Annotated in this window: 19 protein-coding genes; 14 read left to right on the top strand and 5 right to left on the bottom strand. The window is 65.0% G+C overall.

All coding sequences use genetic code 11. The features are described from left to right. The first annotated feature begins 5 nt into the window (after positions 1-5). The 14 genes from flgB to proP all read left to right on the top strand — a co-directional run bounded on the left by flgB (position 6) and on the right by proP (position 12,238). Positions 6-374, top strand: a complete 369-nt coding sequence (flgB, locus tag A0U87_RS19320; RefSeq protein ID WP_004208205.1) for a flagellar basal body rod protein FlgB — start codon at positions 6-8, stop codon at positions 372-374. Positions 375-376: 2 nt separating this feature from the next. Continuing rightward, positions 377-787, top strand: coding sequence for a flagellar basal body rod protein FlgC (gene flgC, locus A0U87_RS19325; protein ID WP_004208206.1), 411 nt, complete (start codon positions 377-379; stop codon positions 785-787). Then, entirely contained in the window at positions 784-1,443 is a 660-nt protein-coding gene (locus tag A0U87_RS19330; protein WP_137405891.1) for a flagellar hook capping FlgD N-terminal domain-containing protein, read from the top strand. Before flgC ends, A0U87_RS19330 begins: the two co-directional genes overlap by 4 nt. Before the next feature lie 34 nt (positions 1,444-1,477). Beyond that, positions 1,478-2,323 carry a flagellar hook-basal body complex protein gene (locus A0U87_RS19335; RefSeq protein ID WP_137405892.1) on the top strand — a complete coding sequence of 282 codons (846 nt, stop codon included), beginning with the start codon at positions 1,478-1,480 and terminating at the stop codon, positions 2,321-2,323. A gap of 24 nt (positions 2,324-2,347) precedes the next feature. Further along, on the top strand, positions 2,348-3,091 hold the full coding sequence (locus A0U87_RS19340; protein WP_004208209.1) for a flagellar basal body rod protein FlgF: 744 nt from the start codon (positions 2,348-2,350) through the stop codon (positions 3,089-3,091). Positions 3,092-3,159: 68 nt separating this feature from the next. Then, complete coding sequence (flgG, locus tag A0U87_RS19345; protein WP_010338863.1) at positions 3,160-3,948, top strand: flagellar basal-body rod protein FlgG; 789 nt, start codon at positions 3,160-3,162, stop codon at positions 3,946-3,948. A gap of 8 nt (positions 3,949-3,956) precedes the next feature. Beyond that, positions 3,957-4,637 carry a flagellar basal body L-ring protein FlgH gene (locus A0U87_RS19350; RefSeq protein ID WP_026109016.1) on the top strand — a complete coding sequence of 227 codons (681 nt, stop codon included), beginning with the start codon at positions 3,957-3,959 and terminating at the stop codon, positions 4,635-4,637. Then, positions 4,637-5,752 (top strand): flagellar basal body P-ring protein FlgI, encoded by a 1,116-nt coding sequence (locus tag A0U87_RS19355; RefSeq protein ID WP_004208212.1) that lies wholly within the window; start codon positions 4,637-4,639, stop codon positions 5,750-5,752. Before A0U87_RS19350 ends, A0U87_RS19355 begins: the two co-directional genes overlap by 1 nt. Then, positions 5,752-6,096: a rod-binding protein gene (locus A0U87_RS19360; RefSeq protein ID WP_137405893.1), complete on the top strand. Its 345-nt coding sequence runs from the start codon at positions 5,752-5,754 to the stop codon at positions 6,094-6,096. The genes A0U87_RS19355 and A0U87_RS19360 overlap by 1 nt, the downstream gene beginning before the upstream one ends. Beyond that, positions 6,093-7,433, top strand: coding sequence for a flagellar hook-associated protein FlgK (gene flgK, locus A0U87_RS19365; RefSeq protein ID WP_004208214.1), 1,341 nt, complete (start codon positions 6,093-6,095; stop codon positions 7,431-7,433). The genes A0U87_RS19360 and flgK overlap by 4 nt, the downstream gene beginning before the upstream one ends. Before the next feature lie 17 nt (positions 7,434-7,450). Continuing rightward, positions 7,451-8,296, top strand: coding sequence for a flagellin (locus tag A0U87_RS19370; protein WP_048938691.1), 846 nt, complete (start codon positions 7,451-7,453; stop codon positions 8,294-8,296). Between the two features lie 123 nt (positions 8,297-8,419). Next, on the top strand, positions 8,420-9,283 hold the full coding sequence (gene motA, locus A0U87_RS19375; RefSeq protein ID WP_010338868.1) for a flagellar motor stator protein MotA: 864 nt from the start codon (positions 8,420-8,422) through the stop codon (positions 9,281-9,283). A gap of 3 nt (positions 9,284-9,286) precedes the next feature. Beyond that, entirely contained in the window at positions 9,287-10,342 is a 1,056-nt protein-coding gene (locus tag A0U87_RS19380; protein WP_048938690.1) for a flagellar motor protein MotB, read from the top strand. A gap of 378 nt (positions 10,343-10,720) precedes the next feature. Then, positions 10,721-12,238 carry a glycine betaine/L-proline transporter ProP gene (gene proP / locus A0U87_RS19385; protein ID WP_107917695.1) on the top strand — a complete coding sequence of 506 codons (1,518 nt, stop codon included), beginning with the start codon at positions 10,721-10,723 and terminating at the stop codon, positions 12,236-12,238. 103 nt (positions 12,239-12,341) lie between these two features. Here proP and A0U87_RS19390 read toward each other — a convergent pair whose 3' ends face one another. The 5 genes from A0U87_RS19390 to A0U87_RS19410 all read right to left on the bottom strand — a co-directional run. Next, the gene (locus A0U87_RS19390; RefSeq protein ID WP_048938688.1) at positions 12,342-13,715 is read right to left on the bottom strand and encodes an ATP-binding protein; all 1,374 of its coding nucleotides are present in this window, start codon (positions 13,713-13,715) and stop codon (positions 12,342-12,344) included. Continuing rightward, complete coding sequence (locus tag A0U87_RS19395) at positions 13,712-14,431, bottom strand: response regulator (protein ID WP_004208220.1); 720 nt, start codon at positions 14,429-14,431, stop codon at positions 13,712-13,714. Before A0U87_RS19395 ends, A0U87_RS19390 begins: the two co-directional genes overlap by 4 nt. Before the next feature lie 139 nt (positions 14,432-14,570). Beyond that, positions 14,571-15,251, bottom strand: coding sequence for an EF-hand domain-containing protein (locus tag A0U87_RS19400; RefSeq protein ID WP_048938687.1), 681 nt, complete (start codon positions 15,249-15,251; stop codon positions 14,571-14,573). Between the two features lie 196 nt (positions 15,252-15,447). After that, complete coding sequence (locus tag A0U87_RS19405) at positions 15,448-16,668, bottom strand: argininosuccinate synthase (protein ID WP_122927870.1); 1,221 nt, start codon at positions 16,666-16,668, stop codon at positions 15,448-15,450. A gap of 291 nt (positions 16,669-16,959) precedes the next feature. Then, on the bottom strand, positions 16,960-17,748 hold a 789-nt coding region (locus tag A0U87_RS19410; RefSeq protein ID WP_137405894.1), incomplete at its 5' end, for a hypothetical protein.

Raw genomic sequence — 17,748 nt, forward strand, 5'->3', positions numbered from 1 at the left:
GGGAAATGTCGCTGGAAGACGGTTTGTTCGGGATCCACGGAAAGGCGCTGGCGCTTCGCTCGCAGCGCCTGTCCCTGCTCGCGTCCAACATCGCGAACGCTTCGACCCCCAATTACAAGGCGCGCGACATCGACTTCGATGCCGCGCTCAAGGAAGCGACCGCCCAGAGCGACCGCGGCCCGGCCGATGTCGGCCAGGCGGTGGACGATGCCATGGGCTATCGCGTGCCGTTGCAGCCCAGCCTTGACGGCAACACCGTCGAACTGAGCACCGAACAGACCCTGTTTGCGGAAAATGCGGTGAAATATCGCACCACCCTCTCCTTCCTGGAGGGCCGCATCAACACCATCAACCGCGCGCTGAAGGGAGAATGAGCATGAGCGGTTCAGGCCCCATGAATGTGTTCGACATCGCCGGCCGCGCCATGAGCGCGCAGCTGGTGCGTCTGAACGCCACCGCATCGAACATGGCCAATGCCGGCAATGTCACCGGCAGCGCCGCCGAAGCCTATCGCGCGATCAAGCCGGTTTTCCAGTCGGTTACCGACAGCCCCGGCGTGTCGACGGTCAAGGTCGCCAATGTCGTGACCACCAATGCGGAACCGACCAAGCGCCACGACCCTAATCATCCGCTGGCCGATGCCAATGGCGATGTCTGGGAATCTGCGGTCGATAGCAATGCGGAGATGGTCGACATGATCGAGACCGCCCGCATGTACCAGAATAATGTGCAGGTGCTCAACACCGCCAAATCCCTGATGCTCGAAACCATAAGGATCGGCAAATGACGACGACGTCTACCGTCACCGATAGCGCAGGCCTTTCGGTCTACAACCCGAATGCCAATGTCGGCACGGGCAGCGCAACCATGGATCAGTCGAGCTTCCTGACGTTGCTGACCGCACAGATGCAGTATCAGGATCCGTTCGAACCGGTCGACAATACCGAGATGGTGTCGCAGATGGCGACCATCACCCAGTCGACCGGCATCGCCGAAATGAACCAGTCGCTCAAGTCACTGGCTTCGGAACTGAGTGGCACGCGGCTTGGCGATGCAGCCAGCTGGATCGGCAAGTCGATGCTGGTCCAGAGCAATGTCGCAGTGCCCGATTCCAGCGGCTATTATGCCGGCCAGATTACGCTGAGCGGCTCGAGCGATGCCGTCAGCGTCGACCTGGTCGATGGCGACGGCAATGTCGTCAAGTCGATCGACCTGGGCGCGCAGAGTGCCGGCGAGGTCGCCTTCTACTGGGACGGCAAGGATGATGCGGGCGAAACCGTTTCCTCCTCCGCCCTGCAGGTCAAGGTCAATGGCGGCACCACCAGCCAGGTCGCGACCTGGGCCACCATCGCCGCCGTCCAGTCACCCGCTGACGGTTCCTCCTCCAAACTGATCACGGCGCTCGGCAGCTTCGCCCCGACCGACGCGATCAGCCTGATGTAATTTCACCCATCCTTTTCACCCAAGGAGCTACGCCATGTCCTTCTATGTTTCGCTTTCCGGCCTCAAGGGCGCACAGGCCGACCTGTCCGCCGTCTCGAACAACGTCGCCAACGTGAACTCGACCGCTTTCAAGAAGAGCAAGGCCCAGTTCGGCGATATCTTCGCCGCTGCGCCGATGCAGACCACCCACCAGGTCGCCGGCCAGGGCGTGCGCGTGCAGGGCATCACCCAGCAGTTCACCCAGGGCACGATCGAAACCACCGACAAGACGTTGGACCTGGCGATCTCGGGCGAAGGCTTCTTCACCGTGAAGGGCGAAGATGGCACCATCAGCTATACCCGCAACGGCGCCTTCTCGGTCGACAATGACCGCTATGCCGTCGACACTACCGGGTCGCGCATCCAGGTATTCGCGGTCGATCCCGACACCGGCGAAATCACCACCCCGGCGACCAGCGCGACCACGCCCAACGACCTGACCGACCTGCAGATCCCGACCACCTACAAGGGCGAAGCCGATGGCGCGCAGCTGACCAGCGTGGGCGTGGGCAAGGACGGCCTAGTGTCGGCCATCTATGCCGACGGTTCGACCGTCTATCTGGGCCAGGTCGCCATGGCATCGTTCAACAGCCTGGAAGGCCTGCGCCAGCAGGGCGACGCGCACTGGACCTCGACCGTGGAAAGCGGCAACGCGATCATCGGCACGCCCAACCAGGGCATGTTCGGCGCCGTCAACTCGGGATCGCTGGAACGTTCCAACGTCGACATCACCGACGAACTGGTCCAGCTGATCGCTGCCCAGCGCAACTTCCAGGCGAACTCGAAGGCGATCGAGGCGGCCAACACGCTGACCACCACCATCGTCAACATCCGTAGCTAAGGCTTAGGGTAGAAGGGGTAGCCCATGGACCGGCTCGTCAACACGGCACTGACCGCGATGCGCGGTGCGATGGCCCGCCAGGCGTCGATCGCGAACAATCTCGCGAACGCCAACACGGTCGGCTTTCGTGCCGAAATCGCCAATGCCGAGACGCGCTGGATCAAGGGCGATACCTTCGATACCCGGGCCCAGGCCTCCGAACAGGTGATCGCCGCCGACATGGCGCAGGGGGCGGTCACCGAAACCGGCAATCCGCTGGACGTGGCAATGAACGGCGACGCACTGCTCGCCGTTCAGGCCCCGGACGGACAGGAAGCCTATACGCGCCGTGGCGACCTGAAGGTCAATGACAGCGGCCTGCTGACCACCGGCGACGGCCTGGCCGTGCTGGGCCAGGGCGGCCCGATCACCCTGCCCCAGATGGACAGCGTGTCGATCGCCCAGGATGGCAGCATCTGGGGCGTGCCCCAGGGCGGCGATCCGGCCAATCCGCAGCAGGTCGACAAGCTGAAGCTGGTCAATGCCGCCGGTTCCAGCATCGCCAAGGGCACAGACGGGCTGTTCCGCGAAGTGAATGGCGGCGCCCTGCCCGAAGATCCGATCGCGACCGTCACATCGGGATCGCTGGAAGGATCGAACGTCAACGCCACCGCCGCGCTGGTCCAGATGATCGAGGCCAGCCGCGCCTGGGAAACCCAGATCAAGATGATCGACACCGCCAAGCAGATGGATGACGGCGGCGCATCGCTCATGAAACTGGATGGTTAATTTTGGCACGCATCTTGCTGTGAACGACGCATGAGCATCCCCTCGGGGAGCCGCACGGAGATTGAACGATGACCAACGCCGCCCTTCATGTCGCCCGCACCGGCCTTGACGCGCAGAACACGAAGATGCGCGTGATCGCCAACAACCTGGCGAACGTCAACACGACCGGCTTCAAGAAGGACCGGGCCGACTTCGAGACGCTGGCCTATCAGCAGATCGTCGCCGCCGGCGCTAACAGCGACAGCCAGAACAAGTTCGCCACCGGCCTCAATCTGGGTTCGGGCGTCTCGTTGCAGGGCACCAGCAAGATCAACACGCAGGGCACGTTGCAGGAAACCGGCAATGCGCTAGACATGGCGATCGAGGGATCGGGCTATTTCCAGGTGCAGCAGGCCGACGGTTCGACCGCCTATACCCGCGCCGGCAATTTCAGCGTCACCGCCGAAGGCACCGTCGTCACCAGCGACGGCCTGCCGCTGATCCCGCAGATCACCGTGCCGCAGGGCGCGACGTCGGTCACCGTCGGCAATGACGGCACCGTGTCGGCGACGCTGCAGGGTGAAAGCGAACCGACCCAGCTGGGCCAGATCGAACTGGCGAGCTTCATGAACCCGGCAGGGCTTCAGTCGATCGGCGGCAACCTGCTGGTCGAAACCGCAGCCAGCGGCACACCGCAGGTCGGCACCGCAGGCCTGGAAGGTCGCGGCCTCATCCGCTCGGGCAATCTGGAAACCTCGAACGTCAACATCGTCGAGGAACTGGTCGACATGATCGAGACCCAGCGCGCCTATGAGGTCAATTCCAAGATGATCAAGGCGACGGACGAAATGCTCCAGTACGCCAACCAGAATATGTGAGCCGGCTGATGCGCGCGCTCTCCACTTCGCTCGTCGCCCTCGCCATGCTCTCCATGGCCGCGTCGCCCGCCTTCGCTGCAAAGAAGAAGCGCGAGGTCGAGCGCGAATATTATGCGCCGACCGTCATCGCCCAGCCGCAGGCGCCGCAGGCCAATGGATCGATCTTCCAGGTCTCGACCGGCTACACGCCGCTGACCAGCGGCGCGCGCGCCGGCAATGTCGGCGACATCATCACCATTGTACTGGTCGAACGGACCCAGGCGACCAAGAGCAACAGCGCGGACACCAACCGCAGCGGCTCGATCGGCCTAAACCCGCCGACCACCGGTCCGCTGTCCAAGCTGTTCTCGTCCAGCGACATCGCGATGGGCGGCAACAACACGTTCACCGGCAAGGGCGCGGCGACCCAGTCGAACGCGCTGAACGGCGAGATCACCGTGACGGTCGCGGCCGCCTATCCCAACGGCACCATGCTGGTGAAGGGCGAGAAGGCACTGACGCTCAATCGCGGCGACGAGTTCATCCAGATCAGCGGCCTGGTCCGCCAGGCCGATATCGGCCCGGACAACCGCATCCTGTCGACCCGCGTGGCCGACGCCAAGATTATCTATACCGGCAAGGGCGAGATCGCCCGCGCCAGCCGCCAGGGCTGGCTGCAGCGCTTCTTCTCGATGATCAGCCCCTTCTGATGGAGACCCGGACCGCCATGACACGCCTGTTCCGCTTCCTCCTGCCGCTGCTGGCGCTGATCGCCGCGCCGGCCCATGCCGAACGCGTCAAAGATCTGGGCACCTTCCAGGGCGTCCGTCCCAACCAGCTGACCGGCTATGGCATCGTCGTGGGCCTGGCTGGCACCGGCGACGACAGCATCGAATATACGGTGCAGGGCATGAAGGGCGTGGTCTCGCGCTTTGGCCTGACCCTGCCCGCCGGCGTCAACCCGGCGCTCAAGAACGCCGCCGCCGTGCTGGTGACGGCCGACCTGCCCGCCTTTTCCAAGCCCGGCCAGCGGCTGGACGTCACCGTGTCGGCGATGGGCAAGGCCAAGTCGCTGCGTGGTGGCACGCTGATCATGACGCCGCTGCGCGGTGCCGATAACGAAATCTATGCGATGGCGCAGGGCAATCTGGCCGTTGGCGGCCTGGGCGTGTCCGGTGCCGATGGCAGCCAGGTGTCGGTGAACATCCCGTCGGCCGGCCGCATCCCCGAAGGTGCGACGGTCGAGCGTGCGGTTGCCACTGGGTTCGACACCGCGCCGACCCTGACCTTCAACCTGTCCGAAGCCGACCTGACCACCGCGCTGCGCGTGGCCGACGGCATCAACAAGACCTTCGGCGATCGCCGCGCCCGCGCGATGGACGCCGTATCGGTCGCGATCGACGCAACGCCGGGTGCCGAGGAACGCATCCTGATGATGGGCATGATCGAGAATATCGAGATCACGCCCGCCGATGCCCCGGCCCGCGTGATCGTCAACGCGCGCACCGGCACCGTCGTCATCAACGGCGCGGTGAAGATCCATCCGGCCGCCGTCGCCCATGGCAAATTGACCGTCAGCGTCAATGAAAGCCCGCGCGTGGTTCAGCCCGCACCGTTCAGCCAGGGCCAGACCGCCGTCGAGCAATCGTCGAACATCAGCATCGACGAACAGAAAAAACCGATGGTCAATTTTAAAGGTGGGGCGTCGCTGGCCGATATAGTCAAGGCGGTCAACGCCATCGGGGCCTCCCCGGCGGACATGGTCGCGATCCTTGAGGCGCTGAAACAGGCGGGCGCGATGAAAGCGGAACTGGTGGTGTTGTGATGCAGGTATCGAACGCAACCGCGGCAAGCGGCACGTCCAACCCCTTCGAGACCAAGGCTGCGCTGCAGAAGGCGGCGCAGCAGTTCGAAGCGGTGTTCCTGCGCCAGATGATCGGCGCGATGCGATCGGCCAGCCTGGCCGAGGGCATCACCGATTCGAGCGCGACCCAGCAATTTCAGGACATGGCCGATGCGCGCACCGCCGACGCCATGTCGACCAAGGGCGCGATGGGCATCGCCGAACTGCTGATGCACCAGTTCGGCGCCCGCGTGAAGGACGACAGCACGGCCCAGACCGGCAGCACGGCCGCGACCGGCACGGCAACCACGGCTGAGGGCGCATGAGCGACCTGTTCATCATCGGTGCGTCGGGCACCAAGGCCTATCGCACGGCGATGGCCGCCATTTCCGAGAATATCGCCAATGCCAGCACCGACGGCTATGCCCGCCGGTCGGTGACGACGGTGGAATCGGGATCGTCGACCGCGACCATGGCGACCTATGTCGCCAAGGCGAATTTCGGCGGTACTCAGGTCGCCAGCATCAATCGCGGCACCGACCCCTATCTGGATGCGTCAGTGCGCATCACCGCCATGGCGCTGGGCAGCGCGAACGCGCGCGTGCGCTGGCAGACCGACATCGAAACCGCACTCAATGACACCGCAACCGGTGTCGGCCAGCTGATGACGACGATGTACCAGAATCTGGACAAGCTGGCGGCGAGCCCCAGCGACACGTCATTGCGCGTCACCACGCTGGACAGCATTGGCCGCGTCGCCGAATCCTTCCGGCAGACCGCCGCCGACCTGGAAACCATATCGACCGGCATCAATACCGAGGCGCAGGCGTCGGCCCAGACGATCAACCAGCAATTGTCGTCGCTGGCCGCGATCAACAACAGCCTGCTGCGCGCGCAGCCGGGCACGTCGGCCTATGCCCAGTTGCTCGACAGTCGCGATTCCGCGCTGCAGACGCTGTCTTCCAACCTGAATGTGACGATCAGCTTCGGCGCGCATGACAGTGCCGAGGTCAGCTATAACGGCACCACTTTGGTATCGGGCGACACCGCCGCGTCGGTCGCGGTGACCGCGTCCGCCACCGATGGCCGCCTGTCGCTGGCCCTGTCCGACGGCACGGCACTCGCCGCTCCGTCCAACGGCACGCTGGGCGGGCTGTTCGCATCGGCCGACACCACCGCCGAACGCCGTGCCAGCCTCGACACGCTGGCCGAGCAGTTCGCCACCGACGTCAATGAGTGGCATGCGCAGGGCTATACCGATACCGGCGCCAGCGGCGTGCCGCTGCTGTCCTATGGCGGCAGCGCCGCGACGCTGGTCGCGCTGGACGTGGAGCCGGATGCTCTCGCGACCAAATCGGCCGACGGCACGCTGAACGGCAATCTGCTGACGGTGTCATCGACCCTGCGCGGCAGCGGCAGCGTCGAACAGGGTTGGACGACCCTGATCACCAGCAACGCCAATCTGCTGACTGCCAGCACGGCGGAAAAGACCACGGCTCAGAGCCGCAGCGACCAGGCGGTCGCCGCGCGCGAAGCGGTGAGCGGGGTCGATCTCGACATGGAGGCGGCAGACCTGCTGCGGATCCAGCAGGCCTATTCGGGCTGCGCCAAGATCCTGCAGGTCGCCAAGGACACGGTCGATTCGATCCTGCAGATCATGTGACGGAAGGACGCTGAGACATGGTAGGCATCACCAACAAGATCATGCTCGCCGAGATCCGCCGGCAACAGCAATTGTCGCAGAGCATCGTCGACGGGCAGACCTCGATTTCCACCGGCATCACCCTGAACAAGCCGTCGGACGACGCGCTTGCCTGGGTTCAGGTGTCCGACATCGGCCGCGCCCAGGCGCAGCAGTCGGCCTGGCAGACCAATGTCAGCTATGGCACGACCCGCGCCGGCAATGCCGAAGCCAATCTGGAAGAAATCAACAATCTGATGACGCGGGCGCAGGAACTGGTGACGTCGGCGCGCAATGGCGCGCTGAACGACACCAGCGCCGCCGCCATCGCCGAGGAACTCAAGACGATCCGCACCACGGTCGGCGAATTGCTGAACCAGAAGGATTATCAGGGCGTGTCGGTGTTCGACGACGGCCAGAGCGTACTGGTGCCGGTGAGCCGCGGCCTCAACCTGGCAGTGGTCGGCACCAAGCAGGAAATTTCCGAGAATATCGACGTCAACGGCACATCGATGTCGCTGGACGATATCCTGGGCAAGGCGATCGACGCCGTCGAGGGCGGCAATGACACCGACCTCGCCAGTTCGCTGGATGCGATCCAGATCGGCCAGAACCGGGTCGTGGTGGAGCGCGCCAAGCAGGGCGTGCGCGCCGACCGGCTGGACGTGATCGGCAGGCGGCTGACCGATGTCGACATCAACCTGTCGGAACGGCGCGACACGCTGGAATCGGCCGATCTGACCACGGTCATTTCGAACGTGAAGGCGCAGCTGCTGCAGCTGGAGGCGGCCCAGTCCGCCTTTGCGCGGATCAACCAGCAGACCCTGTTCGACCTGATCAGTTAAAGGCGGCGAAAAAGCGTCGCCGTCCTAAAGGGGACGGTAACCAGTCCGTATTAACCAGAAAGGGACTGGCGCCACGGGGCGCCGACGGAGCCACCGCCTCCAGGCGCATTTTCGGGGATCAACATGTTTGCAATCATCGGCCTTGTCGTGCTTTTGGGCATGGTCTTCGGTGGGTTCATCTTCACCGGGGGCGACATCGGACCGGTGCTGCACGCCCTGCCCCACGAAATGATCATCATCGGCGGCGCCGCCGTCGGGGCGCTGATCATCGGCAATTCGGGTTCCGACCTGAAGGCGCTGGGTGGCGGCCTGGGCAAGGTGTTCAAGGGACCGCAGTACAAGAAGCAGGACTTCCTGGACTGCATCTTCCTGGTCAGCAAGCTGATGAAGACGCTGCGCGTCGAAGGCCCGGTGGCGCTGGAGCCGCATATCGAGGATCCGGGCACCTCGCCCATCTTCGGCGAATATCCCAAGCTGATGAAGGACAAGACGCTGATCCACCTGATCAGCGACACGCTGCGCCTGGTCGTGGTGTCGTCCGGCACGCTCGATCCGCATGCGGTCGAGGAAGTGATGGATAACAGCCTCAAGACCCATCATCATGAAGCGCTCAAGCCCGCCGACAATCTGCAGGGCCTGGCCGACGCGCTGCCCGCGCTGGGTATCGTCGCCGCCGTGCTGGGCGTGGTGAAGACCATGGGATCGATCGACCAGCCGCCTTCGGTGCTGGGTGCGATGATCGGCTCCGCACTGGTCGGCACCTTCCTGGGCGTGTTGCTCGCCTATGGCATGGTCAATCCCTTCGCCAATCGTTGCCGCGCGGTGATCGAGCAGGACGGCGCCATCTATCATGTCGTCAAGCAGATCATCATCGCCTCGCTGCACGGCCATCCGCAGCCGCTGGTGATCGAGGCCGCCCGTTCCAGCCTGATCCATGCGAACCAGCCCGGCTTTGCCGAAGTGTTCGACGGCATGCGGAACAAATAAGCCATGGCGGAGAAGAAGCGCGGCGCGAACGAGCCCGAACCCCGGCCGATCATCGTCAAGAAGATCATCGTCGATGGTCATGGCGGCCATCATGGCGGCGCCTGGAAGGTCGCCTATGCAGATTTCGTGACGGCGATGATGGCTTTCTTCCTGCTGATGTGGCTGCTGGGCGCGACCACCGAAAAGCAGCGCAAGGCGCTGGCCGACTATTTCACGCCGACACTGGTCGAGCTGAAGATGAATTCGGCCGGGTCCACCGGCATGTTCGGCGGCGACAGCCTGATGGCGAAGGAAAATTACCCGACCACCGGCGGTCAGGGCAATCTGGCCATCACCATCCCGCGCGACGCCACCGGCACCAAGGACCAGGGCGGCAAGGCGCTGCGCGCGGCCGACCGGCAGAAGTTCGAGAATATCAAGAAGCAGCTTGAGGACCGCATGTCCAAGAAGGGCCTGGCCCGGCTGCGCAAGAATGTCCGCTTCACCGAAACCCGCGAGGGGCTGCGCATCGACCTGATCGACGAGGCGGATTTCGCGATGTTCCGGTCGGGCACCGACCAGTTGCTGCCCGAAGCCAAGGCGCTGATCGCCGAGGTGGCCGACGCACTGGCGACCATGCCCAACCCGCTGATCGTGCGCGGCCATACCGATGGCCTGCCCTATGCGTCGGGCCGGAGCATGAACAACTGGATGCTGTCGTCGGCCCGTGCGGAATCGACCCGCAAGGCGCTCGCCGAAACCGGCATTCCCAATGCCCGCTTCGCCCGGATCGAGGGGGTCGCCGATCGCGAACCGTTCGTGAAGAGTGACGCCTATGATCCGCGCAACCGGCGCATGTCGGTCATCCTGGGCTGGACCCGTGGCGGCAATGCCTCGGCCGACGAGGATGAAACCCAGGATCCCGAAACCCAGGCGGCGATCAAGGAACGGGACGATCCGCAGCGGGTCGCGCGGGAACAGGCGCAGAAGCTGGACATGGGCGGCACCGGCCTGCCCAGCGGCGCGGCGCTGATCAATCCGACGGCGGCCGGGACATCGTCCAAGCCGGGCAAGCATTGAGTCGGACAGTCGGGGCGGCAAAATAGGAAATCGCCGCCTTAACTTCCCATATTTCCCGCACATTCGGCAATTTTGATGCAGGGGTTGGAAATCTTGTTTCCAACCCCTGCTTCGTCATGTCCGGCCGAAATCCCATCGCGACGCAGCATAAGCCATGATGCGCAAATAGGACAGGCCGGGGTCGGCTCACCCCCATGCGGGCACGGCCTGCCCCTTTGTTGCACCTTTTTGCGGGCGATTGCCTATATGGGGCCCTCCTCGCTTGATGCCCCATGCGGCGTCGCAACGTTCTAAGGCCCTGATTATTGGCCGACATTGCCTGTCCGATGGCTGTGAGGCGCGCCCCGCGTGCCCGCCTGGACGGGCCGGGAGATTAATGTGTCCACATCTGCCGCGCATGCCGCGCGCCACACCCATTTCGGCTGGTTCAAGCGCCGCCGCGACCTGGAAGTCGATGATGTCACCGTCGTCGACCGGTCCCTGCTGAACCGCGCCGTCGGCGCCGCAGCACTGGGCAATGCCATGGAATGGTTCGATTTCGGCGTTTACGGCTATATCGCCGTTACGCTGGGCCATGTCTTCTTTCCGTCGAGCGATCCGGCAGTGCAGCTGATCGCGACCTTCGCCACCTTCACCGTCGCCTTTCTGGTCCGGCCGCTGGGCGGACTGGTGTTCGGGCCGCTGGGCGATCGCTATGGCCGGCACAAGATATTGGCGATGACCATGATCCTGATGGCGGTCGGCACCTTTTCCATCGGCCTCATCCCCTCCTATGCGCAGATCGGCATCGGCGCGCCGCTGATGCTGCTGGCCGCGCGGCTGGTGCAGGGCTTTTCGACCGGCGGCGAATATGGCGGCGCCGCGACCTTCATCGCGGAATATTCGACCGACCGGAAGCGCGGCCTGATGGGCAGCTGGCTGGAGTTCGGGACGCTGGGCGGTTATATCGCCGGCGCCGGCACTGTCACCGCCCTGCAGATGTCGCTGAGCGAGACGCAGATGCTGGACTGGGGCTGGCGCATTCCCTTCCTGGTCGCCGGGCCGCTGGGCCTGCTTGGCCTCTATATGCGGTTGAAGCTGGAGGAAACGCCGGCATTCCAGGCCTATAGCGAACAGATCGATGCGCGCGAAAGCGAGCGACCGGGGCTCGGCACCCTGTTCCGCGTGCATTGGCGGCAGCTGTTGAAATGCGTCGGGCTGGTGCTGGTGTTCAACGTCACCGACTATATGCTGCTGACCTACATGCCCAATTATCTCAGCGTGACCATGGGCTATGCCGAGACCAAGGGGCTGCTGCTGATCATCATCGTGATGCTGGTGATGATGCCGCTCAATGTCGTGGGCGGGCTGTTCAGCGACCGGCTGGGCCGGCGGCCGATGATCATCGGCGCCTGCGTCGCGCTGATGCTGTTGTCGGTCCCGTGCATGCTGCTGATCGGCACGGGCAATGACGCGCTGATCTTCCTGGGGCTAATGCTGCTGGGGGTTGCTCTGGTCTGCTTCACCAGTTCGATGCCCTCCACCCTGCCCGCGCTCTTCTATACGCCGGTGCGCTACAGCGCGCTGTCGATCGCGTTCAACATCTCGGTCTCGCTATTCGGCGGCACGACGCCGCTGATCACCGCCTGGCTGGTGCAGAAGACCGGCGATCCGCTGGTGCCGGCCTATTATCTGATGGGTGCGGCGCTGATCGGCCTGCTGACCATGCTGACGGTGCGCGAGACGGCGGGCATGCCGCTGCGCGGATCGCCGCCGGCGGTGGCGAATGAGGCCGAGGCGATCGCGCTGGTCGAAAGCGGCGAGCCGGTGACGGTGGACAAGGCGCTGCCCGACCTGCCGCCGGTGGCGCCGGTCGCGGTGGAGACTCCGGCGATGATCCGGCCGTTGGCGAGCTAGGGCCGGCGCTTTTCCGACGCTGCGCCATCGGGCCTGTGCCCCTCCACCACTCGCTACGCGAGCGGTCCCCCTCCCCAAGCGCGCTTGGGGAGGAATGGCCTAGTCAGGCGGGGAGGACGAGGCTGGCTTCGAGGCCGCCGCCGGGGCGGTTGGCGAGCTGGAGCGCGCCGCCATGTTCGGCCATGATCGCGCGGACGAGGGCCAGGCCGAGGCCAGCGCCACCGGTCTCGCGGTTGCGCGAGCCTTCGAGCCGGGTGAAGGGCTCCATCATCTCGCCCATCTTGTCCTCGGCAATGCCCGGCCCTTCGTCGGCAACGATGATGCGGATCATGCCGTCCTGATGCTGGACGCTGACATGGGCGCGGTCGCCATAGACGATCGCATTTTCGATCAGGTTGCGCAGCGCGCGGCGGATCTGCTGGGCGCGGACGAAGGCAACGGCGCGATCGCTGTCGATCATGTCGACCGGTGAACCCAGTTCGATGAAATCCTCCACGACGGCATCGGCAAGCGAGGTCAGGTCGACCTTCTGCGCCGTCTCGCTGCTGCGGCCGGCGCGGGCGAGCGAGAGGATGTCGTCGAGCATCCGGTTCATTTCCTCGATCGTCTCCGACATGCGGGCGCGCTCGGCCTCGTCATCGACCGATTCGGTGCGGACCCGCAGCGATGCGAGCGGGGTGCGCAGGTCATGCCCGATCGCACCCAGCATCCGGTCCTTCTCGTCCAGCATGGCGATGATGCGCGCGCGCATGGCGTTGAAGGCGGTGGTAAGCTGGCGCACGTCGCCCGGCCCGCTTTCCTCGACCGGGTCGGCCGAACCGGTCTTCGCGAACTGACGGGCGGAGCCGGTCAACTGCTTGAGCGGGCGCGCGAAGCGGCGGCCCATCCAGAGCAGCGGAATGAGGACGATGACGTAGAGGATCAGCGTCTGGGCCACCAGCCAGCCGCCAAAGCGCGGCGGGCGGCTGCCGATGCGGGCCTCGGTCGTCAGCCATTTGCCCGGTTCATATTCGACCGCGAGGGTGAGCCGGCCGACGCGATGGTCGCGCGGCGCCTCCCCCGTGGCGCGGCTGCGTATCTGTTCCCAGCGGCGCAGCGGCATGATGCGGCTGTCCTCCGCCGCCTCGATCGTGCGGACGGTGAGGCCGATATCGTCGAACATCGCGCCGGCGCGGGCCGCGACATCGGGACGCGGCTTGCCACTCAGGGTCGGGCGGCTGGCGAGGAAGTCGATATTGCGCCGGTCGCGATCCTGATTGGCGCGCGGATGATCGCGGTCGGGGGCACGATCCGGCCTGGTGTCGAGCGCATTGATGACGCGATAGACCAGTGGCGCGGTCTGGCTGGTCAGTTCGACCCGATTGCGTTCGCGCAGCAGCAGGCCGAAATTGATCGCCTGCGCCACGAACAGCGCGATCGCGACCAGGATGATGATCTGTCCGACCAGGCTTTGCGGCCAGAGGCGCAGTTGCTTCACAGTTTGCGAACCTCCGACGACAGGGTGTAGCCGCCGCCCCAGACGGTCTTGATCAGCGTGGGGTTCTTGGCGTCAGGCTCGATCTTCTTGCGCAGGCGGCTGATCTGGTTGTCGATCGCCCGGTCGAAGGCGTTCGCCTCACGCCCCTGGGTGATGTCGAGCAGCTGGTCGCGGCTGAGCACCTGATTGGGCCGGGTCGCGAAGGCGAGCATCAGATTATATTCGGCGGTCGAGAGCGGCAGCGACACACCTTCGGCATCGACCAGGGTGCGTTCCTGCGTCTTCAAGAGCCAGCCGGCAAAGGCATAGGTGGCGCCGTCGGGCGCGGTGACGCGCTGGCCGCCGGTGGCGACGCGGCGGAAGATCACCTTGATGCGGGCGACCAGTTCGCGCGGCGAAAAGGGTTTGAGCACATAATCGTCCGCGCCCATTTCCAGACCGACGATGCGATCGGTCTCTTCCGACCGAGCGGTGAGCAGGATCACCGGAATCTCGCTGGTCTCGCGGATATGGCGGCAGAGCGACAGGCCGTCTTCTCCGGGCATCATGATGTCGAGGATGACAAGGTCGATGGCGTTGGCGGCCAGACGCAGCCGCGCCTCCGCCGCATTCTCGACCGCGGTCACGCGGAAGCCGTTGCGGGAGAGATATTGGGCCAGCGGCTCGCGGATCGATCGCTCGTCATCGACGAGCAGGAGATGGGGACGTTCGCTCATTTTGCCTGTCTGTCATGCCGGGGGACAGGTTGGAAGGGCGAAGGCAGGGGAACCTTCGCCCTTCCCCCTTGGGACGATCGACTGGAGCGGGGCGCTAGGGGGAAAAGCCCCGCTCCGGATCGTCGGCTCTGTCAGCCGATCAGTTGGCCGGCGGCGGAGGCGGCGCCTGGTCGGCGCCGGGGCCACGACCCGGACCACGATCATGTCCGCGACCCGGACCACGCATCGCCTGGCGGGCGGCCTTCATTTCCTCGGCCGTGACCTTGCCATCCTTGTTGGCGTCGGCCTTGTCGAACATGGCGAGCGGGCCGGCCATGAACTCTGCCTTGGTCATGGTGCCGTCCTTGTCTGCGTCACCAAAGCCGGGACCGCGGTGCATCATGCCGCGGCCGGGACCGCCATGGCCACGCCCGCCCCAGCGCTTGCCGTCGGGGCCGCCCGGCTTGCCGGCTTCCGGGCCGCGATCGGCGCGCGGCTGATGACCGGCCTGGAACTCGGCCTTGCTGATCTGGCCATTCTTGTCGCTGTCGAGCGCGGCGAAGCGTTCGTCCAGACGCTGCTGGCGGCGGATGTCACGATCCTCCTTGGTCAGCTTGCCATCCTTGTTCGCGTCGAGCTGGGCAAAGCGAGCTTCGAGCGAGGCGGTCAGTTCCGCCTTGGTGATGGTGCCATCCTTGTTGGCGTCAGCCATCATCATGGGACCACCGCGCATGCCGCGCGGCCCCGGACCACCATCCTGCGCGAAAGCGAGGTGCGACGCCGCCAGACCGCCGACGAACAGCGAACCAACCGCGACGGTGGCGAAGAAATTGCGGAGCATTGGGTCTTTCCTTCCAAGTTCAGTCGTGGATGGCGTGTCGACCATCCTTGACGTCGCTTATCGGCAAGACTTGTCCCGCAACTTTGTCATGTCACCCAATAGTTTGTCGCAATTTGTATCGGGAAGGAAAGAGAAAGGCCCCGGCCCGCCTATGTGCGGACCGGGGCCTTTCCCGAAACATCAATGCCGCACTAAATCAAAGCCCGTCGCGGCGACCCAGCAGGCGCAGGCGGAGCGCATTCAATTTGATGAAGCCCTCCGCGTCGCGCTGGTCATAGGCGCCGGCGTCGTCCTCGAAGGTCACGACCTTCTCGCTGTAGAGCGTGTAGGGCGACTTGCGGCCGACGACATAGACGCCGCCCTTGTAGAGCTTGAGGCGAACCGTGCCGGTCACCTTTTCCTGGCTGTGGTCGATCGCCGCCTGGAGCATCTCGCGCTCGGGCGAGAACCAGAAGCCGTTATAGATCAGCTCGGCATATTTGGGGGCCAGCTCATCCTTCAGATGGGCAGCGCCACGGTCGAGCGTGATCTGCTCGATGCCGCGATGGGCGAGGTGATAGATGGTGCCGCCCGGCGTTTCATACATGCCGCGCGACTTCATGCCCACGAAGCGGTTCTCGACCAGGTCAAGACGGCCAATGCCATGCTTGCGGCCATAGTCGTTGAGGGTTTCGAGCAGGGTCGCGGGCGACATGGCGATGCCGTTGATCGCGACGCCGTCGCCACGCTCGAAATCGACCGTGATATATTCGGGCGCGTCGGGCGCGTCTTCCGGGTTGACCGTGCGCGAATAGACGAAGTCGGGGGTTTCCTCCCACGGATCTTCCAGCACCTTGCCCTCGGACGAGGTGTGCAGCATGTTCGCGTCGGTCGAGAAGGGGCTTTCGCCACGCTTGTCGCGCGGGATCGGGATCTGGTGCTGTTCGGCGAATTCGATCAGCTTGGTGCGGCTGGTCAGATCCCATTCGCGCCAGGGGGCGATCACCTTGATGTCGGGCTGCAGGGCGTAATAGCCCAGCTCGAAACGGACCTGGTCATTGCCCTTGCCGGTCGCGCCATGGCTGACGGCGTCGGCGCCCAGCTTCTTGGCGATCTCGATCTGGCGCTTGGCGATCAACGGACGGGCGATCGAGGTGCCAAGCAGGTAGAGGCCTTCATAGAGCGCATTGCCGCGCATCATCGGGAAGACATAATCCTTCACGAATTCCTCTCGCAGGTCGTCGATGAAGATATGCTCTTCCTTGACGCCCATCAGGCGGGCCTTGGCACGGGCGGGTTCCAGTTCCTCGCCCTGGCCGAGATCGGCGGTGAAGGTGACGACTTCGCACTGATAGGTCTGCTGCAGCCATTTCAGGATCACGCTGGTGTCGAGGCCGCCCGAAAAGGCGAGGACGATACGATTGATCTTGTCGGACATGGTGGGCGACTCTTCTGCAGGCCAATGATGGCGTGGGATATAAACCGCGCGCCGGTAACAGGCGGGAGGGGCAAGCGCAACAGCGCGGGGGTGCCTGTTGGAAGCTGCGGGCCTTAACTTCCCATATTTCCCGCAGATTTTGACATAATCTTGCTGGACGCTGATCCTATCGGAAAGCGCGATGCTCTCCCCTGCCCCTGCTTCTATCAGGCAAAGCGGATTGTAGGACAGACAAGACAAAGGGGACGATGACGGGCCAACGTCCCCTTCATTGTCAACTCAGGGCGTCGATCAGCTGGTGCGCGGCTTGAACAGGCCCGGACGGGCGCGGTCGCTGCCGAAGCGATAGACGGTCTGGCTGCGATTGGTAGCCGCGGCGCTGGCCGGGGTTGCGACCGGCGCGGCGCGGGCGACCGGATCGGCCGTGCGGAGCGCCTGCCGCTGCGCGAGCAGGAAATGAGCGCGGCGACGGCGGTTGCGCTGGGTCAGGAAGGGATTGTCGCGGCTGGGGGCAGCGGCGACCATCGCTTCGACATCGCTGGTGGGTGCCGTGGCAGCAGCCAGCGGGGTGCGCGCAGCAATCGGAGCTACAGACGCAGCAGCCGGTGCGAGAGGCATCGGTGCCGGGGCCGGGCCGGTTTCGATCGGCGTAATCGCTTCACGCTCGGCTTCGACACGCTGGCGGCGGCGACGGACGACGGCGGTGGCGCCAAGGCCGACCAGCAGCAGCGAACCACCACCCAGCGCCAGCAGCAGCGCCGGATCGATCAGGGCCGAGGGCTGTTCGGCCGGCGCGGCAGTCGGGGCCGGTTCGGCAACCGGGGTGACGGCGGCGGGTTCCGGAGCCGGCGTTGCGGCCGGGGCTACGGGTGCCGGCGCTTCGGTGCGTTCGGCCGCGACAGGGGTCGGAGCAGGTGCCGGGGTAGGTTCAGAAGCAGGTTCAGACTGGCGGACTTCCGCGCGGCGCAGCGCCGGCGCGGCCGGGGCAGCGCGGCTTTCCTGCGCGGCGGGCGCTTCAGGCTGCGGCTCCGGGGTCGGCGGGGTCTGTTGCACGACCGGCTGGCTGGGCGCGAAGACCGG

This window comes from Sphingobium sp. MP9-4 (assembly GCF_005281675.1).
Classification (GTDB): domain Bacteria; phylum Pseudomonadota; class Alphaproteobacteria; order Sphingomonadales; family Sphingomonadaceae; genus Sphingobium; species Sphingobium yanoikuyae.